Below are 20,821 nucleotides of genomic sequence, written 5' to 3'. Positions count from 1 at the left end.
GGGCAATTTTCTCCGGTAGGATGCAGGGCAAATTCGTTTGTTTTGATCATGAATGGTGCTCGCAATAATGCTTCAGGTGGAAATTACGAGCTATATAGGCGAAGTTGTCCGATTATTCCGCTGATACTATCCAAATTGGTTGGCTTTAATGAGGGGGTGGCTCGGTGGCATACGTCTTCGAAACCGCTATCCTGAGCCAGTTTTTCGGGCTGCATTTGGACCGTTTCCGGATGACGCCAGGTGATCAAGAGCTGTCGGAGCCGCTGTAACGTCACACTGAGCTACGAGGCATCTGTTACCTAGTCTGGGCAGTCGGGAATGATGGTAACGACGTAGGTCTAGTCGCTAAAAAAATGAGCACTGTTTTGGTGCTATCGAATAATTTATTGATCTGAATCGGCCCAGGAACTGATTTTTTTGAGTGGGGTTATCCGTAAATTTTCATATTGATATCCCGATATTTTTTTTCCTAAGGTTGAGCGGTTCGTCGGCACAACACTTGCTTGGATAGCGCTGAGTCACGCCGATTAGAGCGTGAAAAAATAGCCGTGAGTGCCTTATCATGCAAACGAATAGTCACGTCGTTGGTAATATTCGTGTTGATCAATTTGATTTTTCCGGCGCGCAAGCATGGATGGAGCGAATTTGCGGGCCGCATTCGCTCCGGGCAACCAAACCTCAGGATATCCGGTTTCGTCATAGTGCCAAGGTTTTTAACAGTTTTTCCACTGCGCTAGGTTTTATGGAGTATGGCGCTGACGTCACTGTAAGAATTGAAGAATCTGATTGTTTAAATAGTTACAGCCTCAGTCTCCCGTTGATGGGAGAGCAAAAGCTAATGAAAAATGGCAAGTTGTTTAACTCTTATACAGGTAGCGGTTTAATTGTTTCTCCGCACGAAACACAAGAGTTGTGGATGGCTGGTAACTGTAGAAAACTCTCTATTGTAATTCCTCGGATGTCTATGCGGCAGACACTTGAGGAAATGCTTCATCGTACCCTAGACGTTCCTCTTCGATTTGAACCTGTTATTGATGCAATTAACGGTGCTACAGCTTCGTGGTGGCGCTTAGTGCGAAACTTCGCAGAAGAGTTTGAGCGCGGCGGTGGTGTGTTTGAGCATGCTATATTTTCTCGAGATATTGAGGCTGCTCTGATCAAAGGTTTAATTTTGTCTCAGCGCAATAACTATAGCGACCTTATAAATGAGCACCTTCAGTGTCAGCTCCCTTATTATCTTATAAAGGCGCGAGATTATATTCACAATAATGCTCGTGAAAATATTTGTCTGGAGGATATAGAGCGAGCTTCGGGCGTATCAAGGTTCAAGGTTTTTGATGGTTTCAAAAAGTACTTCGGTATGCCGCCTATGGCGTATCTAAAAAAATACAGGCTTACTGCCGTTCGTAGAGAGATTTTAGAGGGTGGTCCGGTTAAAAGTTTGTCACTACTTGCCACTGACTGGGGCTTCAATCACTTGGGAAGATTCGCGATTGAGTATCGTAAACTATTCAATGAAACACCGAGTTCGACATTGCATCGCGGTGAAATGAATAGGGAAAGGTTTCTCTGATATGGGACGGCTTTTCTATGCAAGAGATCTTTGGGGCTGGTGTCAGTGTCCGAAGCTTGCATTTCGCTATTAGCGACGTCGGATAAGAGCTCGATGTGGTGACTGAGTGACCTTTGGCTAGAAGTCACGAGAGTTCTAGTGCTATAGCCAAAGGGGTTGAGTTTGTAGAAGGGCTTTAGAGTATAGTTTCAGTCATACAGATCCATTTCTAACTGTGGCAGGTAGCGACTTAGCGAGCTACCGCGCTTAACTGTGGGGGGGATTTCTCTAAAGCTATTGCCGGTTTAAGCATGAATTTACAAGTCGAAATCAAAATAGCGCTGACATATCTCTATAGTGCGGTGTTGAGTTGTCAAAATCGGCCGATTTTTTGGATGAGAATGAAGTATAAATAGGATAGACGTCATAGGGGTTTTGACGTCTAATAAATTTGCATTAGTTAGATCTGTGGGTTTTAGGTGGTGCTGGGATTTGTATCTCTTGCGTGCTAACTGCTGTCGAAAAGCATATAACTCTAGTTGATGGGTTGTTTGTCCGACTGCCTGGGAATTAAACCAATAAAGTAATGGCGAGACTTAAATGACTGACAACGATAATGACTTATTAAAGGCTACTTACAACCGTCGCCAAACCCTAAAAGGGATTGCCGCAGGCGCCACCACAGTGCTTGCCGCTTCTGTGCTGAATTCTGCGATGGCAAGTTCGATAAAGCCTGCGCCCGATGTTCCGGAAAAAACTTCGGCTGACGGGGGCTACGACACGATTATTATCGGCGGCGGTATGGCGGGGGCTACAGCAGCAAGAGAGTTGGGAACTCGAGGCAAGAAATGCTTAGTATTAGAAGCGCGCAACCGAACAGGTGGCCGCACTTTCACTACAGAGGTCTTTGGCGAGCGTGCAGACGTTGGTGGTCAATGGATCCACTGGATCCAGCCGCATGTTTGGGCGGAAATGCAACGTTATGGTTTGCAGCTGCTTGAAACGCCAGGTGCAAGTCCAACTGCTTACGGTGTTGTGGTAAATGGTAAGCTCGAACCCTTTGATCCTGCTAAGGCCTTTGAGCTGTTAAACCTAGGCATGCAAGTGTTTAGTAAGGATGTGATTGATCTGTTTCCTCGTCCCTATGACCCAAATTTCAATCCGGACTCCTTAAAGACCGATAATATTTCTATTGCTCAGCGAATGAAACAGATCAATGTTTCTGATGAAACCCGAGCAATTCTCGAATCTTATTTCACTACTGCTGTGAACGGCCCTATCGAGCAGGCTGGGTACTTGGATCAGATTCATTGGTATGCGCGCGCAGGCAACGATATGGATCGTCTGTTACGGGCGTGTACTCAATATAAAATTAGTACCGGTACGTCTTCGCTTATTGAATTGTTGTTTCGTGACAGTCGTGCTGAAGTAAAATTGAATACGCCAGTGCAAAAGGTGGAGCAGTCTTCGCGCGGAGTAAAAGTAACTGCGGAAAACGGCAAAACCTATTTCGCTAAGTCTTGCATCGTCGCGTTGCCTATGAACTGCTGGAACGATATTGAGTGGTTGCCTGCTCTATCTCCAGGAAAAGTAGCTGCAAGTAAAGAACGGCACGTGGGTTCTGGTTTTGAATTGAAGGTTAAGGTTAAGGGCAACAAAGGTAGCTATCAAGGTATGGCATCCTCCGGATATCCTATCAACTTGGTATATACCGATTATATTTCTGACCATCATACCAAGTTTGTAGCTATGGGATATTCAGTGCCCGGCTTCGATGTAAACGACGACGATAATGTTCGTGAAGCATTTACTCGTTTGTTACCGGGAGCCGAAATCATGGAAAGTTTCGCCTACGACTGGAATTCCGACCCGTATTCGAAGGGGACCTGGTGCGATTACAAGCCGGGGATGTGGAGCAAGTATGGCGAGGATATGCGCAAAGACGAGGGCCGCGTGGTTTTTGCTGGCTCCGACATAGCCAATGGATGGCGGGGGTTTATCGACGGTGCGATTGAAACAGGATTGCGGGCGTCAAGAATTGTATTGAAGCAGTTGGGGTGAGGGGCTTCAGATGAAAAAAACAACACTGGTTCTGACTTTTATGTTGGTTTCGAATTTGGCAGAAGCGGATACTGCTAACTGTTCGCCAGAGACCGCAGAAAAAGCGTGGGGGAAGTGTGCAGCTTGTCATTCTCTTGCAGAGGGTAATAACTCGATGCTGGGCCCGAACCTACATGGCGTTATTGGCCGAAAAGCGGGCTCGCTCGAGGGGTTTATTTATTCGCCAGCGATGAAGGCCTCGGATGTAGTGTTTACGATCGAGAAGCTTGATGCGTTCTTGGCCGCTCCCCAAGATGTAGTGCCTCAAACGCGTATGCCTTTTAGCGGCCTTAAAAACCCCGAAGACAGAGCGGCCGTTATCTGCAAAATAAAGTCCACTTAACCTTATAAATATAGATTGGAGCACCCATTGTGAATAGTTTAGACAAACAGCTTGTTCTCAGTAGAAATAGGCTGGTCTCAGTGACCAGTTGGTTAGCTATTTGTTTCTGTATGTTGACAACATACTTGGCAATCCAAGCCGGTAGTTTCGAATATGAGGCCGCTGGTGATGTTGCCGCGCAGTTGCAAGTTGGTGTCGCAGGCGCTGCCAACCTCAAATGGATGATGCTGAGCGATACGTTTGGTTTTTACCTATTTAGCATTCCTGCTGCTATTTATCTATGGATGAACTTTAAGCAGGAAAATCCGTTTCTGGTATCGCTGGCAACAGTTGCAGGCATATTTTTCGCATTGGTAGGTGCTATTGGTGCATCGATTCTGTCTGTAGCGTGGCCTGTGCTTACGATTGCAACAGCTACCGCATCGGATCCTTCCGCCGCTCAAATTTACACGGAGCTTTTTCGTGTAATCACCATGTTTGTTCAGGACGGCATGTGGGGGCGTTTAGAGTTCTTCCTTTCCGGGGTCTGGTACGTAGGTCTAGCGTTGGTCATTTGGCCGCACCGTAAAGGCTTCGCTACTGTAACTTTTTTGAACGGCTGTTTTGGGTTGTTATCGAGTGCTGCGAAAATACTAGATGCCGGTGAAATTGCCGGCTTGGGTCTCCAGGGTGTTCTGTACGCAACCCCTATCTGGTTCTTTTGGCTCGGCGTATTGGCTTGGAAAGGCAAATCAACTGTTGCCCAATCTTCAGGGCAGCAATAGCTAGTTTCGCAATAGGATGCTGCCACTTGCAGCATCCTTTCTCTCATGTGGAACCTCGTTGCAATTTACGTTAGTGATCAAGTTAAGAAGATTCATAACTACGTAAACAGTAGTGGGGACGATTCCACTTGTTTACGCCGTTTTTTTCGATTTCCTGGGTAGCTTGAAATGATTTATTGAGGAGTGAATCGAATCTTCGATTTGCTTAAAAATAAAAAGCCTAATATGTTGAGGGTAGTTATGAATACGTCTCTTCGAACCGTGTCAGTTAGTTTCTATTTTATGGCTTTTTCTCTGTGCTCTAGCGGCGTAGGCGCGTTGGAATTATATTCGGACGAAAGCTACGGGTTAAATGCCGATCTGGATGGCGGTATTGGAATTTATCATAGCCAACAAAATTATGCTCAGTCTGGAACTTTGAAGAAAGGGGGGACTGATTGGCAAGAGGCATATTTTAAGTACGGATTATCCGGTTGGGTTTCTGCGGGCGAACAGAAGCAAAAAGTGTATGGTGCTTTAAACTGGGTTAGTAGTGCGACGTTCGGCCAAGGAGATGCTGCCGGATGGACTGATGGCACAGAGCGGACTACCAAAGTCGAAGACGCATATCTTGGCTGGAAATCGGGAAATTACTTTCCCGCGCTTGGGCTTGACGGAATTGATTTATCGTTTGGTCGGCAAAATATTGTTGTGGGCGATGGATTTCTTATTGGCGGTGACGCGCTGAACCTTGGCAAAGGGATCTCTAACGGAACTCTGAATCGTGGTGGTGCGTATTACATCACTCCACGTAAGGCGTTTGACCAGACCGCAGTCCTTCGGATCGGTGGGCGTGAAGGTTTGCGCAGTGATTTGATGTGGTTGAAGTCAGATAACCCTGCCCAAGCCAAAGCAGAGTCCTTCGTCGCCACGTTAGAAAACGTGGGTGAAAAAGGAACTGTCGGTTTCACATATATGGATGTATTGAATACCGATGATAAGTTTGATTTAATTCGTCGAAACGGAACTAAGACCTATACCGTTAGAGGCCAAGGTAGCTTAGGCCACCCAGATCTTTTTCTTTCTGGCGAATATGCATGGCAGGACCGCCCTGCTGGCAATGAAAGTGCGTGGTATCTTGAGGCAGGTTGGAAGTTCTCGGATGTATATGGTACACCTTCTGTAAATTATCGTTACAGCCGATTCTCTGAAGGTTACGATCCTTTCTTCTTTGGAAATATTCGCGGGCTTGGAACTTGGTTTCAGGGCGAAGTGGCTTCGAATTACGCAGGCCCATTTAACTCTAATACAAGAATTCATCAGGTTGCTCTTTCATTCACCCCCGTTGAGTCGCTCTCGCTGGGTGTGCTTCTATATAATTTCGATACATTAAGTAAGAGGACTGGAACATTTTCTAACCTTGGCGGAAATGAGGTGGATATATATGCAAGTTGGCAGGCAACTAAAGAACTTACAGTGGTGCCTTTGTTGGGTATTTATAAGCCTGATGCTTCTGATTTAGAAGGTGGTTCTCAAATCGGTACTGATCGACGTAATATTTATAGTCAGGTTCTTTTTCTCACGCATTTTTAAGTTTTTTAAGGCGCAAGGCCCGTCCCTTTGAGGGATGTGCCTATGCGCTGCTTATATATTCTTCTTAGGGACCCTCAAGGCTATTGAGGTTGTACGGCTATACCAGCAAACCTCGTCGATTCTTGAAGGTGACCTCTAAGTCCGACTTTCTTAATTTTTCTGTTTTAAGAGTTACAAGAGGAGGATAAAAAATGGCCGTTATGATTTCACATACCAGCAATGCTCAGAAATTTCTTGAGGACGCTAGCGGCCTCACCAACAGTGCCGGCAACCCACGAGTCAAAACTCTGATTCACCGAATTCTGTGCGACTCCGTGAAAATTATCGAAGACCTTTCGGTAACTCCTGAGGAGTTTTGGAGAGCGGTTAACTACCTCAACGTTCTAGGCGTTCGTCAAGAGGCCGGTCTTTTGGTTGCAGGACTCGGTGTTGAGCATTACCTGGACCTCCTCATGGATGCTGAAGATAAGCTGGCGGGTAAGTCCGGCGGCACTCCTCGGACCATTGAAGGTCCGCTCTACGTCGCAGGTGCGCCGCTCTCGGATTTTGAGGCACGATTAGACGACGGTACCGATCTAGGTGTTGTGCTATTCATGCAAGGCCAAGTTAGAAATACCTCCGGCGAACCATTGGCAGGTGCGGTAGTTGACGTTTGGCACGCTAATACCCTCGGCACATATTCTTACTTTGATACTACTCAATGGGAGTTCAACCTTCGTCGCCGCATCGTTACCGATGCCAACGGCCGTTACCGTTTTCGTAGTATCGTTCCTTCGGGCTATGGCTGCCCCCCAGATGGCCCTACGCAGCAATTGCTGGACCAGTTGGGTCGTCATGGCCAGCGCCCGGCGCACGTGCACTTTTTCATCTCGGCGCCCGATCATCGCCATCTGACCACGCAAATCAATTTGGATGGCGATCGGTATCTGCATGACGATTTCGCCTACGCCACCCGTGATGAACTGATCGCGAAGATCATTTTTACCGATGATCCTGAGCGCGCTGCAGCGTATGGCATTACTGGCCGCTTCGCTGAGATCGATTTCGACTTTACGCTTCAATTATCCGATCAACCTAAAGAACAGCAACGTCACGAGCGAGTTCGCGCGCTCGAGGGGTGAAGTCTTTGAATGCAGGGAGGCGATACGTCTCTCAACGATATATGCATTGCTTCCTATCCCGTTGTTCTTGCCACCAAATGGCTTCGTGACCTAGGCGCAAAAAAGCGAATTTCGCTTCTTCAAGATTTTTACCGAGAGAGGCTTTACCCATGGGAGTTTTTGATTGGAAACACTGGCTAGTAATCCTAGCTGTAGTGATTTTGATTTTTGGGACAAAGAAGATAAAAGGTTTGGGCGGAGACATTGGCGAAGCCATAAAGGGTTTTCGCAAATCAATGACTGACGACGAGAGTAACGAATGTTCGACGGCCTCTCAAAACGCTACGCTCGAGCAGTCTCACACCATCGACGTCAAGTCTCAAAAGGTTGGGGAACATTTTCGTAGCGATGTTCGGCCCTAGATTCCTGTATTGAATCTAGGCGACTCACCTAGCACACCTAGGGCGATCTGCAGAATATTGTAGGCGAACATCGCCAGCACCACCGTCGAGCCGCTGGCCAGAACTAACTAACCATGCGAAGTAACGGCGTAAAGACCAGCGGCAGTCATGAGTCAACAGTTCAAAATCACCAAGTCGGTCTCGTTAAATCGCGAGACCGGCCGGTGTAATGACATCACCTATAAGAAGTCAGTGGCCCAGGCCACCTGATGGTCAACTGGCCGCTGTTCACTCACGAGATACTCCGATGATCGACGCACTCTCCATCCGCTTGAAAATCATCCTGCTGTCCGGCTTGTGCCTCATGGGGGTGATCGGTTTGATCGTCTACATGAACCTCTATCAAGGCGACCAGAACAACCGATTGATCAGTGCCTCGAGTAGTAAGATGCTGACCGACAGCGGTGAGAGTCTGCTGCAGGCCAAGGCCGCCGAACAGGCTAGAAACTTGGAGCATGTCTTCGGTAACAGCTTGCTGCTCATCTCTGCTCTGGCCGACCAGGTGAACAACTTGCGTAACATGGCCAGCCAGCGTGGGTTGCCGGCCGCTACATTGCGTGAGGAACTGAACCATAGCGTCAAGATAACATTCGAGCACAATCCGCAGATTCTTGGGTTCTGGCTGGTGTACGAACCGAATGCGCTGGAGGGTAAAGACAGCGAGTTCGTTAACGACGCAGCGCGCGCCTCCAACGAAAGCGGACGCTTTAGCAGCGCCTGGAATCGGGGTGGCGGCCAATCGATGAACTTGATGATTACAGAAATCGATCTGCAGAATACCGAGCTGAGCATTAGCGGCACCGCAAACAACAGTTGGTACACCTGCCCGCGAGACACGCGGCGCACGTGCCTGACGGCGCCTTACGCCGTCACCCTGGACGGGCAAGCCCAAGTGATGACTACGCTCTCTATGCCGTTGATTGCCGATGGCAAGGTGATCGGCACCCTGGGCGTAGACCTCGCACTCGGCGCCCTACAAGCGGCCGCAAGCGATGCTCAGCGTACCCTGTTCGAAGGCTCTGGAAGCATGCTGATTGTATCCGACAGTGGTGTACTCGCGGCCTACAGCAAGGACGCAGGTCAGGTCGGCAAACCTGTCAGCATCACTATGGGCGAGGACGGCAAGGCGATACTCGCAGCATTGACGCAAAAAAAACCGCTGGTGCTGGCACAGAATGATTTGATCCGCGCCGTCTACCCCGTCTCCCCAATCCCCGATGCGCCAGCTTGGGGGGTGGTCATTGATTTGCCCAAACAAGTATTGCTGGCCGACTCGGTAGCGCTTCAGACCTTGCTTGATCAGACCCAAACCCGCGACACCCTGAAGTCGCTGCTCGTGGCCATAGGCGCAGGCCTGTTGGGCCTGCTACTCATCGGGTTCACCGCTTCCGGGGTGACGCGCCCGATCAACAGTGTCGCGCAGATGCTCAAGGCGATTGCCAGCGGCGACGGCGATCTGACCCAACGCCTGCACTACCGCAAGAAAGATGAACTGGGCGAGCTCGTGAACTGGTTCAACCGTTTTCTCGACAAACTGCAGCCCACCGTCGCGCAGATCAAGCAGAGCATTACCGATGCGCGCGGTACCGCCGACCAGTCTTCGGAAATCGCGCGGCTGACCAGTGAAGGGATGCAGGTGCAATTTCGCGAGATCGATCAACTGGCAACTGCGTCGAACGAAATGAGCGCGACTGCGCATGAAGTCGCCCACAGCGCCTCGAGTGCTGCCCAGGCAGCGCGCGGTGCCGACCAGGCGTCCAGGGAAGGCATCACCCTCATTGAGCGCAGCACCCAGGACATCAATGCGTTGGCCCGCGAGGTCAGTAAGGCCGTGACGGAAGTCGAAGCCCTGGCGGTCAACAGCGAGCAGATCGGTTCGGTGCTGGAAGTGATCCGCAGTATTGCCGAGCAAACGAACCTGCTGGCACTCAACGCCGCGATCGAAGCGGCGCGCGCCGGGGAAAGTGGCCGGGGTTTTGCGGTGGTGGCCGATGAAGTACGCAACTTGGCCAAGCGCACCCAGGACTCCGTCGAGGAAATCCGCATGGTCATCGAACGCATCCAAACCGGCACGCGGGGCGTGGTGGCGACCATGCATTCCAGCCAGACGCTCGCCCAGGACAACGCCGGGCAGATCCATCAGGCCGTGCAGGCGCTTGGCAAGATCAGCGACGCGGTAACGGTGATCAGCGACATGAACCTGCAGATTGCAAGCGCGGCGGAGGAGCAAAGTGCAGTAGCCGAAGAGGTCAATCGCAACGTTTCGACCATCCGCGGTGTGACCGAGACCCTGACTGAACAGGCCGCCGAGTCGGCGCAGATCAGCAGTCAGCTCAACGCACGGGCCAATCAACAGATGAAGCTGATGGATCAGTTCCGCGTATAACACGCGGCGGTATAGCGGCGCGTTATCTAGGCAACAGCTCATGTTACTCAGCTGCGAAATGGCTGAGGTGGCAGGACTCCATCGGGCCGCGACATTGTCAATTGATAGATGCTCGGCCTGGGGTGGACATCATCCTTCGCCGATGCCCCCTTTCCATCCGGCTGGCAATGGGGCGAAGAAAATGGCATAGCCCGGAATCACGCGTTCTTCGCCCTTGATACTCTCCAAAAACAAATCCAGAATTAAGTCTTTTCCTGCTATGTCAGCAAAAGAAACCTCTAGATCTTAATGAGCCGGATGCTAGGTACGAGTTTCGTTTCGCGGCCCACACTCAAAGTATCTCCTCATTTGGGTGTTCAAATCCCTCCAAGTTCATCCTGGTCGATCAAGATGTCGATGAGCTTCTCGCCCAACAGGTTCCAAGCAGCTTTTTCTCTGCAGCATAACCATGGTCTAAGTAGTGGCGACGGACTCGGGAACCTGCCAGCACGTGGTTCTGGCACCGATCTAATACATCAAGGCTTATCCCCGAGGCTTGCACCATGGTTGCCCAGTTCGTCTCAAGTCATGAGCGGGCCATTCGCCATTCAAACCAGCGGACAGCACCAAGGTGTCATCATGTCGGCGACGTGCTAGCGGCTTGCGATTCTTAAAGCGTGATTGTCGGTCTCCAACCTGTTTGCTGATGACCTTGAGATCAACATGCCCGTCATGATGCTTTGCGGGGAAGCACCATTGAGAATGTCCTGTCAGCTGCCGAAGCTTGATGAAATAGTGAGTTGTAAACGCAGATAGGAACACGTGGTGGTCTGCTTCTTTCTCCGGCTGCCTTTGACATTCGCAACGGGTATAAACCAAACGCCATATTCCAGATGGATGTTTTTCCATTCTGTCTGAAGCAGCTCCCCGATCCGGCACAGCGTTCCCAGGCAGATGCAAAGCGCAAGTTGGGGCTCTAGTTTGAGTGGGCGAATCCCATTGTACTTTGCGCCGGCAGGTAGTGCTGCTGAAGCTCGATAGAGGAGAGGATCCGAGTTCGCTTCTCCTAGTAGTCAATGGGTACAAGCTTATGGATTTCTACCAAGTCTGCTGGGTTTCAGTCAGTCAGTAGTGTTCGCCATAGTTGCCGTTTCTGGGCCCATCCAAACATCTGAACGATATCCGAAAAGAGGCTCATGGCCTGACGAGTTGGATCTCGAGCCATTACGGATCGTACCAAGTTCCGCAGGTCATGTTCGCTAACTGAGCTGATGACTTTTAAACCAAGGGCGGGGGGCTCCAGAACATCTGCTTACGGTCTACCAGCCCGAAGAGTTGCCTGCGTTGGTCGATATTCGTCGGTTTTGAGTTGACTGGTGAGCGGGGGAGTTGGGTACGTCTTTTCGGGTGGCTTGTACCCTGTTGATCCTGTGAAAATGACACCAGCTTGATAATAGTTCGTCCATTGGCTTTGGGTAGAAGCTAACAGCCTTGCTTAGAATTATCCCTTTTTTCGTTCTTGAAACACCCCAAAAACAAGTCCAGAATTGATTCTTTTTCTGCTCCGGGTGGAAAAGAAACCCCTTAGATTTCAATGGGGCGGATACCAGATGCGAGTCTCGTTTCCAGCTTCAATCTACTGATTTTTATTCGCTGTATCGTCAATCTGTGGTAACTCGCGCAGCGTTTTGCCGCAACTGATCTAAATAGTCAGCCCATTGTTGAGCCGCTGCCCGCCGTTGTACCAGCAGTTGGGCGCGCGCGTATACAGCCCCTAGCGCCCCCGGCATCCGGTGGGATAACGACAGTTCGAGCACAATTGGATCAATCCCCAAGTGCTCGTGGGCAATGGTTCTGTAGGTTGTGCGAAAGCCGTGGGCTGTGATGTCATACTCTGGCCAGATGCGCTGAAAGGACTTGAGCATGGAGGTCGGATTTATGGGGCGACCCGGATAGACTGGCGAGATGAACACCCAGCCTTTGCCTTCTTCATCCACCACGCGGGTTTTATGTAGCTCGCGTAACAGAACCAAGGCTTGCTCAGGCAACGGCACGATGTGTTTGCTCTTGTCCAGGTGCTTGGTCTTGCTCACCACATAACGCCAATCGGCACCCACCAAGTCGACATCTTCCCAGCGCATCTGCACCAGTTCGCCTGGTCGGACCGGCAACATAATCAGCAGGCGCATCGCGGAGGCAACGCTGCCGTCGTTGCAGTCATCCAGACGCAGGAGAAACCTGCCTAGGTCGGCTGGCCTTTCGATCGCCGGATTGCTGGTGACGACATGCCGTATCTTCAATTCCTCAGTGTTGCTGAGCGCTACGTTGCGTTCAACCCAGCCGCGCCCTTCAGCAAATCCCAGGACGGCACGGATGATGGTGCGCACGCGCCGGGCCATCGCCATTGTGCGCTGGCGGCGCAGTTCGGTAATGATCGTGGTGATGTGCTCCAGCTTGATTTCGGTGACCGGTTTTTTACCAATGGCAGGCAAGATGTGGTTGTTCAGCGCTCCGCTAAACCCTGAGATGGATTTAGTCACCAGTTCGGCAGATTTGAATGCCAACCATTGCTTGGCTACATACTCGAAGGTGCGCACCTCGTTGAGGAGTTGCGCCTCGATTTTGGCAGTCTTAGCTTTGAGCGGAGCGGTGTGGTTAGCCACGTCACGGCGTGCACCGCGGGCAATGTCCCTTGCTTCTTTCAAGCCTATTTCGGGGTAAGCGCCGATTGAGAAGCGGTTTTCCTTGCCATGCAGCCGATATTTCAAGCGCCAGAACTTGGAAGGGGATTTGCCGACATTGCTCGACGCCCTTACCTCCAAGTAGAGGCCAGGAACTTCGCCATCGGCGTGTTTGCCGGGTTCGGTCAGCGAGCGGATCAAGGCATCGCTGAGTTTTCGTTTCAAAACAACCGCATTATCAGGGGGCATCGGTGGGGGCATCCTTTTTAAGGAACCGAAATTTGCCCCCAATTATGCCCCCATGAGTCGTGGATTTCATTGGATTTGGACAGGCGGCAATGGACCGAAATTACCAATAAGCACCTGTTATAAGACAGTTTTATGGAATTTACTGGAACTCCATTACAAGCTATCGGGGTCCCCAAAAAACATCTGAATCCGCGACCGCAACCATCGCTCCCCCGGATCATTATCCTGCGACCCTCGCCACGCCATGTGCAGTTCAAACGAGCGCACCGGCAACGGCGGCTCTTCGGCGCGCAGGCCGCCGGCGGCGGTCAGGGCTTCGGCGGCGTAGTCGGGGACGATGGCGACGATGTCGGTGCCTGAGAGCAAGGTGCCCAGGCCGTTGAACTGCGGCACGGCGAGCACTACGTGGCGCTTGCGGTCGAGCTTTTCCAGTTCTTCGTCGATGAACCCGCTCAAGTCGCCGGCAAACGACACCAGCGCGTGGGGGCGGGCGCAGAAGTCGTCCAGGCTCAGGGAGCCCGGCACACTGTCGGCGCGCAACAGTTTCGGCAGGCTGCGGCGCAGGACTTTGCGCTTGGCGTTGGCCGGCAGGTCGGCGGTGTAGCTGACGCCAATCGAGATTTCGCCAGAAGCGAGCAGGCCGGGCATCAGGATGTAGTTGACGCGGCGCACCACCAGCACGATGCCGGGGGCTTCGGCGCGCAGGCGCTTGAGCAGTTGGGGCAGCAGGGCGAATTCGACGTCATCGGACAGGCCGATACGGAAAACGGCGGTGCTGGTCGCCGGGTCGAACTCGGCGGCGCGGCTGACGGCGGTGGAAATCGAGTCCAGGGCCGGGGAGAGCAGGGCGAAGATTTCGACCGCGCGGGCCGACGGTTCCATGCTGCGGCCAGTGCGTACGAACAGCGGGTCATCGAACAGCCCACGCAGGCGCGACAATGCCGCGCTGATCGCCGGCTGGCCAAGGAACAATTTCTCGGCAGCGCGGGTCACACTGCGCTCATGCATCAAGGTTTCGAATACGATCAAGAGGTTAAGGTCGACACGACGCAGGTCGTTACGGTTCATCTTGTGTCCTGGAAGAGTCAGCAAACTTGACGAGAGCGGCCACATAGGAACAATGACCGGCATGAATCTTACGGGGAAAGGCTGGTACTCTGCACAGGATAATTGAGTTTTCCTACGATACTTGAGGTCAATTCCTCAGTTGCGGAATCAATAACAGACATGTCGACTATTAACGGCGACCGGTGGTCTTACCTGGAAAGCCCAGATAGAGTTCATGGCATTAGAGGTTACTTTGACGAGGTTTGCGATGTCCCGCACGATCCGTTTTCACAAGTTTGGTCCGGCCGAGGTGCTCAAATGCGAAGAGCATGCAGCCGCGCAGCCCGCACCGGGCGAAGTGCAGGTGCGTGTCGAAGCGATTGGCATCAGCTGGTATGACATTCTGTGGCGCCAGAACCTGGCGTCTTCCCATGCACGCCTGCCGTCCGGCCTTGGTCATGAGATGGCCGGTGTCGTGGTTGCCGTAGGCGATGGCGTGGATGACTTGGCCGTCGGCGATAAAGTCGCCAGTTTTCCGGCCGAGAGCCCCAATGATTACCCGGTGTATGGCGAACAGATCGTCCTGCCCCGTTCGGCCCTGACCCGCTACCCGGATGTCTTGAGCCCCATAGAAGCCAGCGTGCACTACACGCCGCTGCTGATCGCCTACTTTGCGTATGTGGACCTGGCACGCGTCAAGCCCGGCCAATTTGCCCTGGTGACGGACGCCAGCCACTGCGCCGGGCCTTCCTTTGTGCAACTGGGCAAAGCCCTGGGTGTGCGGGTGATTGCCGCCACCAAGGACAGCGAAGAGCGCGAATACCTGCTGTCCCTCGGTGCGGAGAAGGTCATCGTCACCGAAGAACAGGACCTGCTGATGCAGATCAACAAGTTCACCGACAACCGCGGCGTGGACGTGGTGTTCGATGGTTTGGGCGGCCCGCAGATGTCGCTGCTCGGTGATGTGCTGGCGCCACGTGGCAGCCTGGTGCTCTATGGCCTGCAAGGTGGCAACCAGACGCCATTCCCGGCCTGCGCGGCGTTCCAGAAGAACATTCAGTTCTTTGTGCACTGCATCGGTAACTTCACCGGCAAGCCTGAGCTGGGCATCATCCAGGACCAGGTCGCCTTGCAGCGCGCCTTGCGGGATATCAACCAGCTGACTGCTGACCGCGTGCTGGTACCGCTGAAAACCACGGTGTTTCCATTCAATCAGTTCGTGGAAGCACACCGCTACATGGACGAATGCCCGTGCCGCGAGCGTGTGGCACTGCAGGTTGAAGCTGTTTAAGGCGTAGGAATATTCGCAAACGAGTGTTCCTGACCACTGGCGCATGGGGCAAATGCGCCATTTGACAGGGCTGAAGCCGCGCAGGCTTCAAGTTGACCTCCCTGCATTTGAGCCCCTGATTCCTGGCTTTCCCCCTGACGCCGCGTTGAATTCCAGCGCGGCGTTGTTGTGTGCGCGTCATTAACGCCCGTGGCGTTGTCTATCTGCACTGGTTTTCGGCCAGCTTCTGTATCTATTAATCATTATTCCAGCGCTGATAATTGCCCTTCACTTTCATCTCAAGGACTGAGCAATGATTGACTATTTGATGCGTCATCCGCGAGGGCTTCGAACTCATCGCGCAGCCGAGACGTGGTGCAGGGCGAGCACTTACTTGCAGGGGAAGTTCACAGTGTGGACAGCCAGAAGTTGCTTGAATCAATTTGTCGGATGTTTCTTCAAGTTGTTGGATAAAGGTGCGTAGGAGGGCGTCGGAATAGTCCTAGGATGGCCGCCTCGGCGCGCTTCGGCCCAGTAATAAAGGCTGTCTGTGCGTTTTCCAGGCGTGAGCCATGCCCGAGGAGATCCGTGTCGTTTTGTTGCGCGGTGCTAGTGTCTATTCATCGGTGCACCTGGCGACGGGCGAACTTCTTATCTGCGCAATAGCTCAAGCAAACACTGTCAGCAGTTGCTTGAAACTGATATTTCAACTCAGGTAGTAGAATGATGAGCACTATTCACGAACAAGCCATGACGTATGTTTACCAGCAAGTTCTACAACGCTTGATCGGGCACTTTAATCGCGCTGAACGTACTGCACTTCAATTGTTGATCCAGCGTATCGTGGTCGCGGCGGGTGGCATGGAACAGGTGGGGGATTACAAGGTGCTGATCGCCCACGGCGGCGGCGAGGTCAGCAGCTACACCCTGGCGCTGCTGCGCGCTGCGCAACTGAGTATTGCCGGCCGGGCCCCGCGTACCTTTCACTTGCGGGTCGCGACCCTGCGCTACCCCGGCATGACCGAGAGCAGGCTCGACACCCTCAATCGAGGCTACAGCCGCCTGTTTCTCCACGACGACCCGCGCGTGGAGTTGTTGATGGTGGAAAACCACGACGTTCACCCCTTCAACCACCTTCGCCCGGCCAATGCCGCCGGGCGTGAAATCAGCCAGCGCAATCGGGTGATGGTGGGGCACATGACCTCCGGAGACTGTCGCGCGGCGCTGAGCAATGACACCTACCTGGCCTTGGGGGATTTCTACCAGCGGGCCAGCACCTGGCGCGGCGGTGTGCATGCGCTGGTCAGTGGCGATTCGCCACGCAAACAGAGCCACTTGCTTGCCTGGCTGAAGAAAACCGCGCTGGGCGCCGGTGTCGCCGCCCCCAAAGCCTGGCCGCAGTCGCTCAACGGCTTGTTCGCGCGCATGGAAGAATGGAGCACCGCTTACTACGACGACTTGTACGGCGAAGAACATGCGCCCCGCGTCACGCCCAGTCTCGCCGGCCACCGCCACTTGGCGTACATCGGCATTGCCGACCTGCTCGATGGCGTCGACCCCCGGTCGTCGTCCTTGCTCACCGAGTTCATGGCCCACACCCCTGACGCCCTGGGCTTTCATTTCAGCCATCCGGCCTTTTCCCATCCCTTGCTGATGGCTCACCTGCGTGGGTTGCAGGCCGAGTGCCTGCGCACGCTGGACTACGAAATGGGCGTCGAAGGCTTTATCCAGCAGGTGGCGCCGTTCATGCGCCGCCTGCACCTGAGCGAGGCGATGTTCGCCGAGGCTTGCACCGGTGATGGCCGCACCTTGTCGGCCACCCAGGCCAACCAGTTTTTCGGCCTGGATGAAACCCAGCTGACTTGCCTGTTGTTCTCGCCGTTTATCCATCATGGCGAAAGGCTCGAAAGCTATTTGCGCCAGTGCCATCCTGGCATGTTGGTGGCCCTGCCTGAGCTGCACAAACTGCTGCAGGGCAAGCCCTGCGCCGACATGCTGCAGCAGTGGGTGGTGGACACCAGTGGCTTGCCGCTGCCGTTGTTGCTGCACCTGTACCAGAAACGGCCGATGGTCATTACGGGCAGTAAACCGCGCGGCGCCCGCGCAACGGCCCGCAACCCTGCGCAGGCCCTGCAATTGTCCGGTCAATGAGCCTGCGCGGCGAGCGGCAGGCTGACTTCGCGTATCAGGCGGTCTATCGCTACATGATCAGCCTGATCAACCAGGTCAGTACCGATGCCCGGGTAAAACTGCCGTCCTTGCGCCAACTGGCCGGGCGCCTGAACGTATCGATCTCGACGATCCAATACGCATATTCGCTGTTGGAGAAGGAGGGCAGGGTCTATTCGGTGGCGAAATCGGGCTATTACGCCTGGCCGCTGTCGGTGAGCCCGTCGGCCTGGGCGGGCGGCGATTTGCTCGATCGGCTCTACGCGGCGGCCCGTCGCCCCGGCATGCTGGTGCTCAGCGGCGATGAGCCGGCGTTGCTGGCATCCCTGGATAGCAGCTTGTTGCGATTGGAGCGCGAGTTGGTGCGTCACTATCCGCACCCGTTGCAGCCGTGGTCGCAGCCGTGCGGCGTGTGGGAGTTGCGCGCGGCGTTGGCGGCGCGCTACACCACATCGCCCACGCGCTGCTGGCACGCCGACGAGGTGTATATCGGTGCCGATTTGCGCGGGGTGTTGGACATTCTGATCGAGGTGCTGGGCCTGCGGGGCACCACGGTGATTGTGGAGTCACCGTGTGATTGGCTGATCCTGCGCCTGTTCCAGGATGCCGGGGTGCACCTCATCGAACTGCCCTGGACGCCCGACGGACACCTGGACATGGCGACCCTCGATCAACTGTTACGTGATGAGCCCGTGCACCTGGTGTTGCTGTCCTCGGCGGTCAGCTTGCCCTCGGGGGTGGCGATGTCGATCAGCGAACGCCTGGGCGTGGCGCAGTTGCTGGAGCAATACGGCTGCTGGCTGCTGGAGAACGACACCTTTGGCGAGCTGGGTTTCAAGGGGGCGCAAGCGCCCCTGCGGGAGCTGGTGAACCCCGAACGGTTGATCGTGTTTTCTTCGTTCGAGAAGGTCCTGGGCGCGGAAGCCCCCTTTGGCTATCTGCTGTCCCGGCGCATGAGCAGTGAATTACAGCGTCAGTTTCTGCTGCGTTCATTTCGCTTGTCGTCGATCCGCCAGCGTGCCATTGCGCGCCTGTACCAGAGCGGCCGGATCGATCAGCACTTGCGCGCACTGCGCCAGCAATTGCGCGAGCAGGCCGCCGAAATGAGCCAGCGCCTGGACCAGCACCTGGGGGACCAGGTGACTTACCGCGCGCCCGCCGCCGGGGCGACGTTCTGGCTGGGCTGCACCCGACCGGTCGACATGCGCCAGGTGTTCCAGCGCCTGCTGACTGAACACGTGGTGATGGCCCCGGGCGAACTGTTCAGTGTCAGCGGCCTGCATCGCCAGCACCTGCGCATCAGCCATACCTTTGAAGGGCAAACCAACCTGGATATTGCCCTGGCTGCATTGAGCGACGCGCTGCGGCAGGCACAGATGGAGTGAATACGTGAATTTTCTCTTGATGCTGTAGGATCGATACCGTCGCGCAGCAGTCGAACACTCAGTAAACTGCGACTTTTCCGATTCCTTCTTTCCGAGGTTCATGCATGACAATCAGTCCTTTTGCGGGCAAGCCGGCGCCAGCCCAGTTGCTGGTGGATATCCCGCGACTGGTCACGGCCTATTACACCGGCCAGCCTGATGCAGCAATCTCCACCCAGCGCGTGGCCTTTGGTACCTCCGGGCACCGGGGCTGCTCGTTCGACCTGAGCTTCAACGAATGGCACGTGCTCGCCATCAGCCAGGCCATCTGCCTGTATCGCGAAGCCCAGGGCATCAACGGCCCGCTGTTTGTCGGCCTGGATACTCACGCACTGTCGACGCCAGCCGGCGCCGGTGCCCTGGAAGTGCTGGCCGCCAACGGCGTGCACGTGATGCTGGCCGAAGGTGATGAGTACACACCAACGCCGGCGATTTCCCACGCCATCATCTGCTACAACCGCGGCCGTACCAGCGGCCTGGCCGACGGCATCGTGATCACGCCGTCGCACAACCCGCCGCAAAGCGGCGGCTACAAGTACAACCCGCCCAATGGTGGCCCGGCTGATACCCACGTCACCAAGTGGATCGAAGCCAAGGCCAACGAACTGCTGGCGAACAAGCTGGCTGGCGTCAAGCGCATCACCCACGCGCAGGCCCTCAAGGCGGACACCACCCATCGCCATGATTACCTCAATAGCTACGTGGCGGACCTGGTCAATGTGATCGACATGGACGCCATCCGCAGCGCCGGCCTGCGCCTGGGCGTAGACCCGCTGGGCGGAGCAGGGGTGCGCTACTGGTCGGCGATTGCCGAGCATTACCGCCTGAACCTGGACGTGGTGAACACCGAAGTCGATTCGACGTTCCGCTTCATGAGCGTCGACTGGGATGGCCAGATCCGCATGGACCCGTCCTCCAGCTACGCCATGCAAGGCCTGATCGGCCTCAAGGAGCGCTTCGACGTTGCCTTCGCCTGCGACCCGGACCACGACCGCCACGGCATCGTGACCCCGTCCGGCGGCCTGTTGGCGCCCAACAACTACCTCGCGGTGTCGATCGACTACCTGTTCCAGAACCGTCCCGACTGGCGTGCCGACGCGGCCGTGGGCAAGACCGTGGTCAGCAGCGGCCTGATTGACCGCGTGGCGGCCCGCATCGGTCGACGCCTGTACGAAGTGCCGGTGGGCTTCAAGTGGTTCGCCGATGGGCTGTTCGAGGGTTCGCTGGGCTTTGGCGGTGAAGAAAGCGCCGGTGCCTCGTTCCTGCGCAAGGACGGCACAGTGTGGAGCACCGACAAGGACGGTTTGATCCCGGCGCTGCTGGCGGCAGAAATGACCTCGCGCAAAGGCCAGGACCCGAGCCAGATCTACCGTGGATTGACGGATGCCCTGGGCGAACCCTTCGCCATTCGCGTCGACGCCAAGGCGACGCCGGCGCAAAAGGCCCTGTTGGGCAAGCTGTCGCCGCAGCAGGTGACCTCCACCGAACTGGCCGGCGAAAGCATCCAGCAGATCCTCAGCCATGCGCCGGGCAACAACCAGGCGATTGGCGGCTTGAAAGTGATGACCGAAAACGGCTGGTTCGCCGCGCGTCCGTCCGGCACCGAGGACATCTACAAGATCTACGCGGAGAGCTTTATCGGCGAAGATCACCTCAAGCAGCTGGTAGAAGAGGCACAAGTGTTGGTTGACGTCGCCATCAGCGAATAACCCGCTATAGGCGCC

At 54.5% G+C, this 20,821-nt stretch carries 14 protein-coding genes and 2 pseudogenes; 13 read left to right on the top strand and 3 right to left on the bottom strand.

The window, feature by feature from the left end; all coding sequences use genetic code 11:
- Positions 1-562: 562 nt before the first annotated feature.
- The 9 genes and pseudogenes from C9990_RS16125 to C9990_RS33100 form a co-directional block, all read left to right on the top strand.
- Entirely contained in the window at positions 563-1,573 is a 1,011-nt protein-coding gene (locus C9990_RS16125; RefSeq protein ID WP_218274445.1) for a helix-turn-helix domain-containing protein, read from the top strand.
- A 579-nt stretch (positions 1,574-2,152) separates the two neighbouring features.
- The gene (locus C9990_RS16120; RefSeq protein WP_253397384.1) at positions 2,153-3,613 is read left to right on the top strand and encodes an NAD(P)/FAD-dependent oxidoreductase; all 1,461 of its coding nucleotides are present in this window, start codon (positions 2,153-2,155) and stop codon (positions 3,611-3,613) included.
- A gap of 10 nt (positions 3,614-3,623) precedes the next feature.
- Positions 3,624-3,995, top strand: coding sequence for a cytochrome c family protein (locus C9990_RS16115; protein ID WP_101270288.1), 372 nt, complete (start codon positions 3,624-3,626; stop codon positions 3,993-3,995).
- Between the two features lie 29 nt (positions 3,996-4,024).
- Positions 4,025-4,759, top strand: coding sequence for a hypothetical protein (locus C9990_RS16110; RefSeq protein ID WP_101270290.1), 735 nt, complete (start codon positions 4,025-4,027; stop codon positions 4,757-4,759).
- 240 nt (positions 4,760-4,999) lie between these two features.
- Complete coding sequence (locus C9990_RS16105; RefSeq protein WP_106803923.1) at positions 5,000-6,331, top strand: hypothetical protein; 1,332 nt, start codon at positions 5,000-5,002, stop codon at positions 6,329-6,331.
- A gap of 191 nt (positions 6,332-6,522) precedes the next feature.
- Positions 6,523-7,452, top strand: a complete 930-nt coding sequence (gene catA, locus C9990_RS16100; RefSeq protein ID WP_106803922.1) for a catechol 1,2-dioxygenase — start codon at positions 6,523-6,525, stop codon at positions 7,450-7,452.
- Positions 7,453-7,601: 149 nt separating this feature from the next.
- Positions 7,602-7,853, top strand: a complete 252-nt coding sequence (locus tag C9990_RS16095) for a Sec-independent protein translocase subunit TatA (protein WP_101270298.1) — start codon at positions 7,602-7,604, stop codon at positions 7,851-7,853.
- A 208-nt stretch (positions 7,854-8,061) separates the two neighbouring features.
- Positions 8,062-9,420: pseudogene (locus C9990_RS33105) on the top strand (HAMP domain-containing protein); the annotation flags it as partial.
- A gap of 330 nt (positions 9,421-9,750) precedes the next feature.
- Positions 9,751-10,278, top strand: a pseudogene (locus C9990_RS33100) (methyl-accepting chemotaxis protein); the annotation flags it as partial.
- Between the two features lie 749 nt (positions 10,279-11,027).
- On the opposite strand, the gene C9990_RS33095 reads toward C9990_RS33100, so the two are convergent.
- The 3 genes from C9990_RS33095 to C9990_RS16075 form a co-directional block, all read right to left on the bottom strand.
- Positions 11,028-11,189 (bottom strand): hypothetical protein, encoded by a 162-nt coding sequence (locus C9990_RS33095; RefSeq protein ID WP_371920702.1) that lies wholly within the window; start codon positions 11,187-11,189, stop codon positions 11,028-11,030.
- A gap of 729 nt (positions 11,190-11,918) precedes the next feature.
- Positions 11,919-13,187 carry a site-specific integrase gene (locus C9990_RS16080; RefSeq protein WP_106803920.1) on the bottom strand — a complete coding sequence of 423 codons (1,269 nt, stop codon included), beginning with the start codon at positions 13,185-13,187 and terminating at the stop codon, positions 11,919-11,921.
- A 153-nt stretch (positions 13,188-13,340) separates the two neighbouring features.
- Entirely contained in the window at positions 13,341-14,255 is a 915-nt protein-coding gene (locus C9990_RS16075) for a LysR substrate-binding domain-containing protein (RefSeq protein WP_065905096.1), read from the bottom strand.
- 247 nt (positions 14,256-14,502) lie between these two features.
- Here C9990_RS16075 and C9990_RS16070 point away from each other — a divergent pair, with 247 nt between their 5' ends.
- From C9990_RS16070 to pgm, 4 genes are all read left to right on the top strand, one after another.
- On the top strand, positions 14,503-15,525 hold the full coding sequence (locus C9990_RS16070) for a zinc-dependent alcohol dehydrogenase family protein (protein ID WP_016975808.1): 1,023 nt from the start codon (positions 14,503-14,505) through the stop codon (positions 15,523-15,525).
- A 705-nt stretch (positions 15,526-16,230) separates the two neighbouring features.
- Positions 16,231-17,655 carry a hypothetical protein gene (locus tag C9990_RS16065; RefSeq protein ID WP_106803919.1) on the top strand — a complete coding sequence of 475 codons (1,425 nt, stop codon included), beginning with the start codon at positions 16,231-16,233 and terminating at the stop codon, positions 17,653-17,655.
- Complete coding sequence (locus C9990_RS16060) at positions 17,652-19,058, top strand: PLP-dependent aminotransferase family protein (RefSeq protein ID WP_106803918.1); 1,407 nt, start codon at positions 17,652-17,654, stop codon at positions 19,056-19,058. The genes C9990_RS16065 and C9990_RS16060 overlap by 4 nt, the downstream gene beginning before the upstream one ends.
- Before the next feature lie 104 nt (positions 19,059-19,162).
- Entirely contained in the window at positions 19,163-20,806 is a 1,644-nt protein-coding gene (pgm, locus tag C9990_RS16055) for a phosphoglucomutase (alpha-D-glucose-1,6-bisphosphate-dependent) (RefSeq protein WP_106803917.1), read from the top strand.
- Positions 20,807-20,821: the final 15 nt, after the last annotated feature.

This window comes from Pseudomonas sp. S5D5 (assembly GCF_003013355.1).
GTDB classification, from domain to species: Bacteria; Pseudomonadota; Gammaproteobacteria; order Pseudomonadales; family Pseudomonadaceae; genus Aquipseudomonas; species Aquipseudomonas aylmerensis.
Note: the sequence above shows the minus strand (reverse complement) of the source record. Positions and strands in the feature narration are given on the sequence as shown.

Coding starts and splice junctions, on each gene's coding strand:
- C9990_RS16125 (WP_218274445.1), top strand. CDS start 563: ATGCAAACGAATAGTCACGTCGTTGGTAATATTCGTGTTGATCAATTT.
- C9990_RS16120 (WP_253397384.1), top strand. CDS start 2,153: ATGACTGACAACGATAATGACTTATTAAAGGCTACTTACAACCGTCGC.
- C9990_RS16115 (WP_101270288.1), top strand. CDS start 3,624: ATGAAAAAAACAACACTGGTTCTGACTTTTATGTTGGTTTCGAATTTG.
- C9990_RS16105 (WP_106803923.1), top strand. CDS start 5,000: ATGAATACGTCTCTTCGAACCGTGTCAGTTAGTTTCTATTTTATGGCT.
- catA (WP_106803922.1), top strand. CDS start 6,523: ATGGCCGTTATGATTTCACATACCAGCAATGCTCAGAAATTTCTTGAG.
- C9990_RS16095 (WP_101270298.1), top strand. CDS start 7,602: ATGGGAGTTTTTGATTGGAAACACTGGCTAGTAATCCTAGCTGTAGTG.
- C9990_RS16080 (WP_106803920.1), bottom strand. CDS start 13,187: ATGCCCCCTGATAATGCGGTTGTTTTGAAACGAAAACTCAGCGATGCC.
- C9990_RS16075 (WP_065905096.1), bottom strand. CDS start 14,255: ATGAACCGTAACGACCTGCGTCGTGTCGACCTTAACCTCTTGATCGTA.
- C9990_RS16070 (WP_016975808.1), top strand. CDS start 14,503: ATGTCCCGCACGATCCGTTTTCACAAGTTTGGTCCGGCCGAGGTGCTC.
- C9990_RS16065 (WP_106803919.1), top strand. CDS start 16,231: ATGAGCACTATTCACGAACAAGCCATGACGTATGTTTACCAGCAAGTT.
- C9990_RS16060 (WP_106803918.1), top strand. CDS start 17,652: ATGAGCCTGCGCGGCGAGCGGCAGGCTGACTTCGCGTATCAGGCGGTC.
- pgm (WP_106803917.1), top strand. CDS start 19,163: ATGACAATCAGTCCTTTTGCGGGCAAGCCGGCGCCAGCCCAGTTGCTG.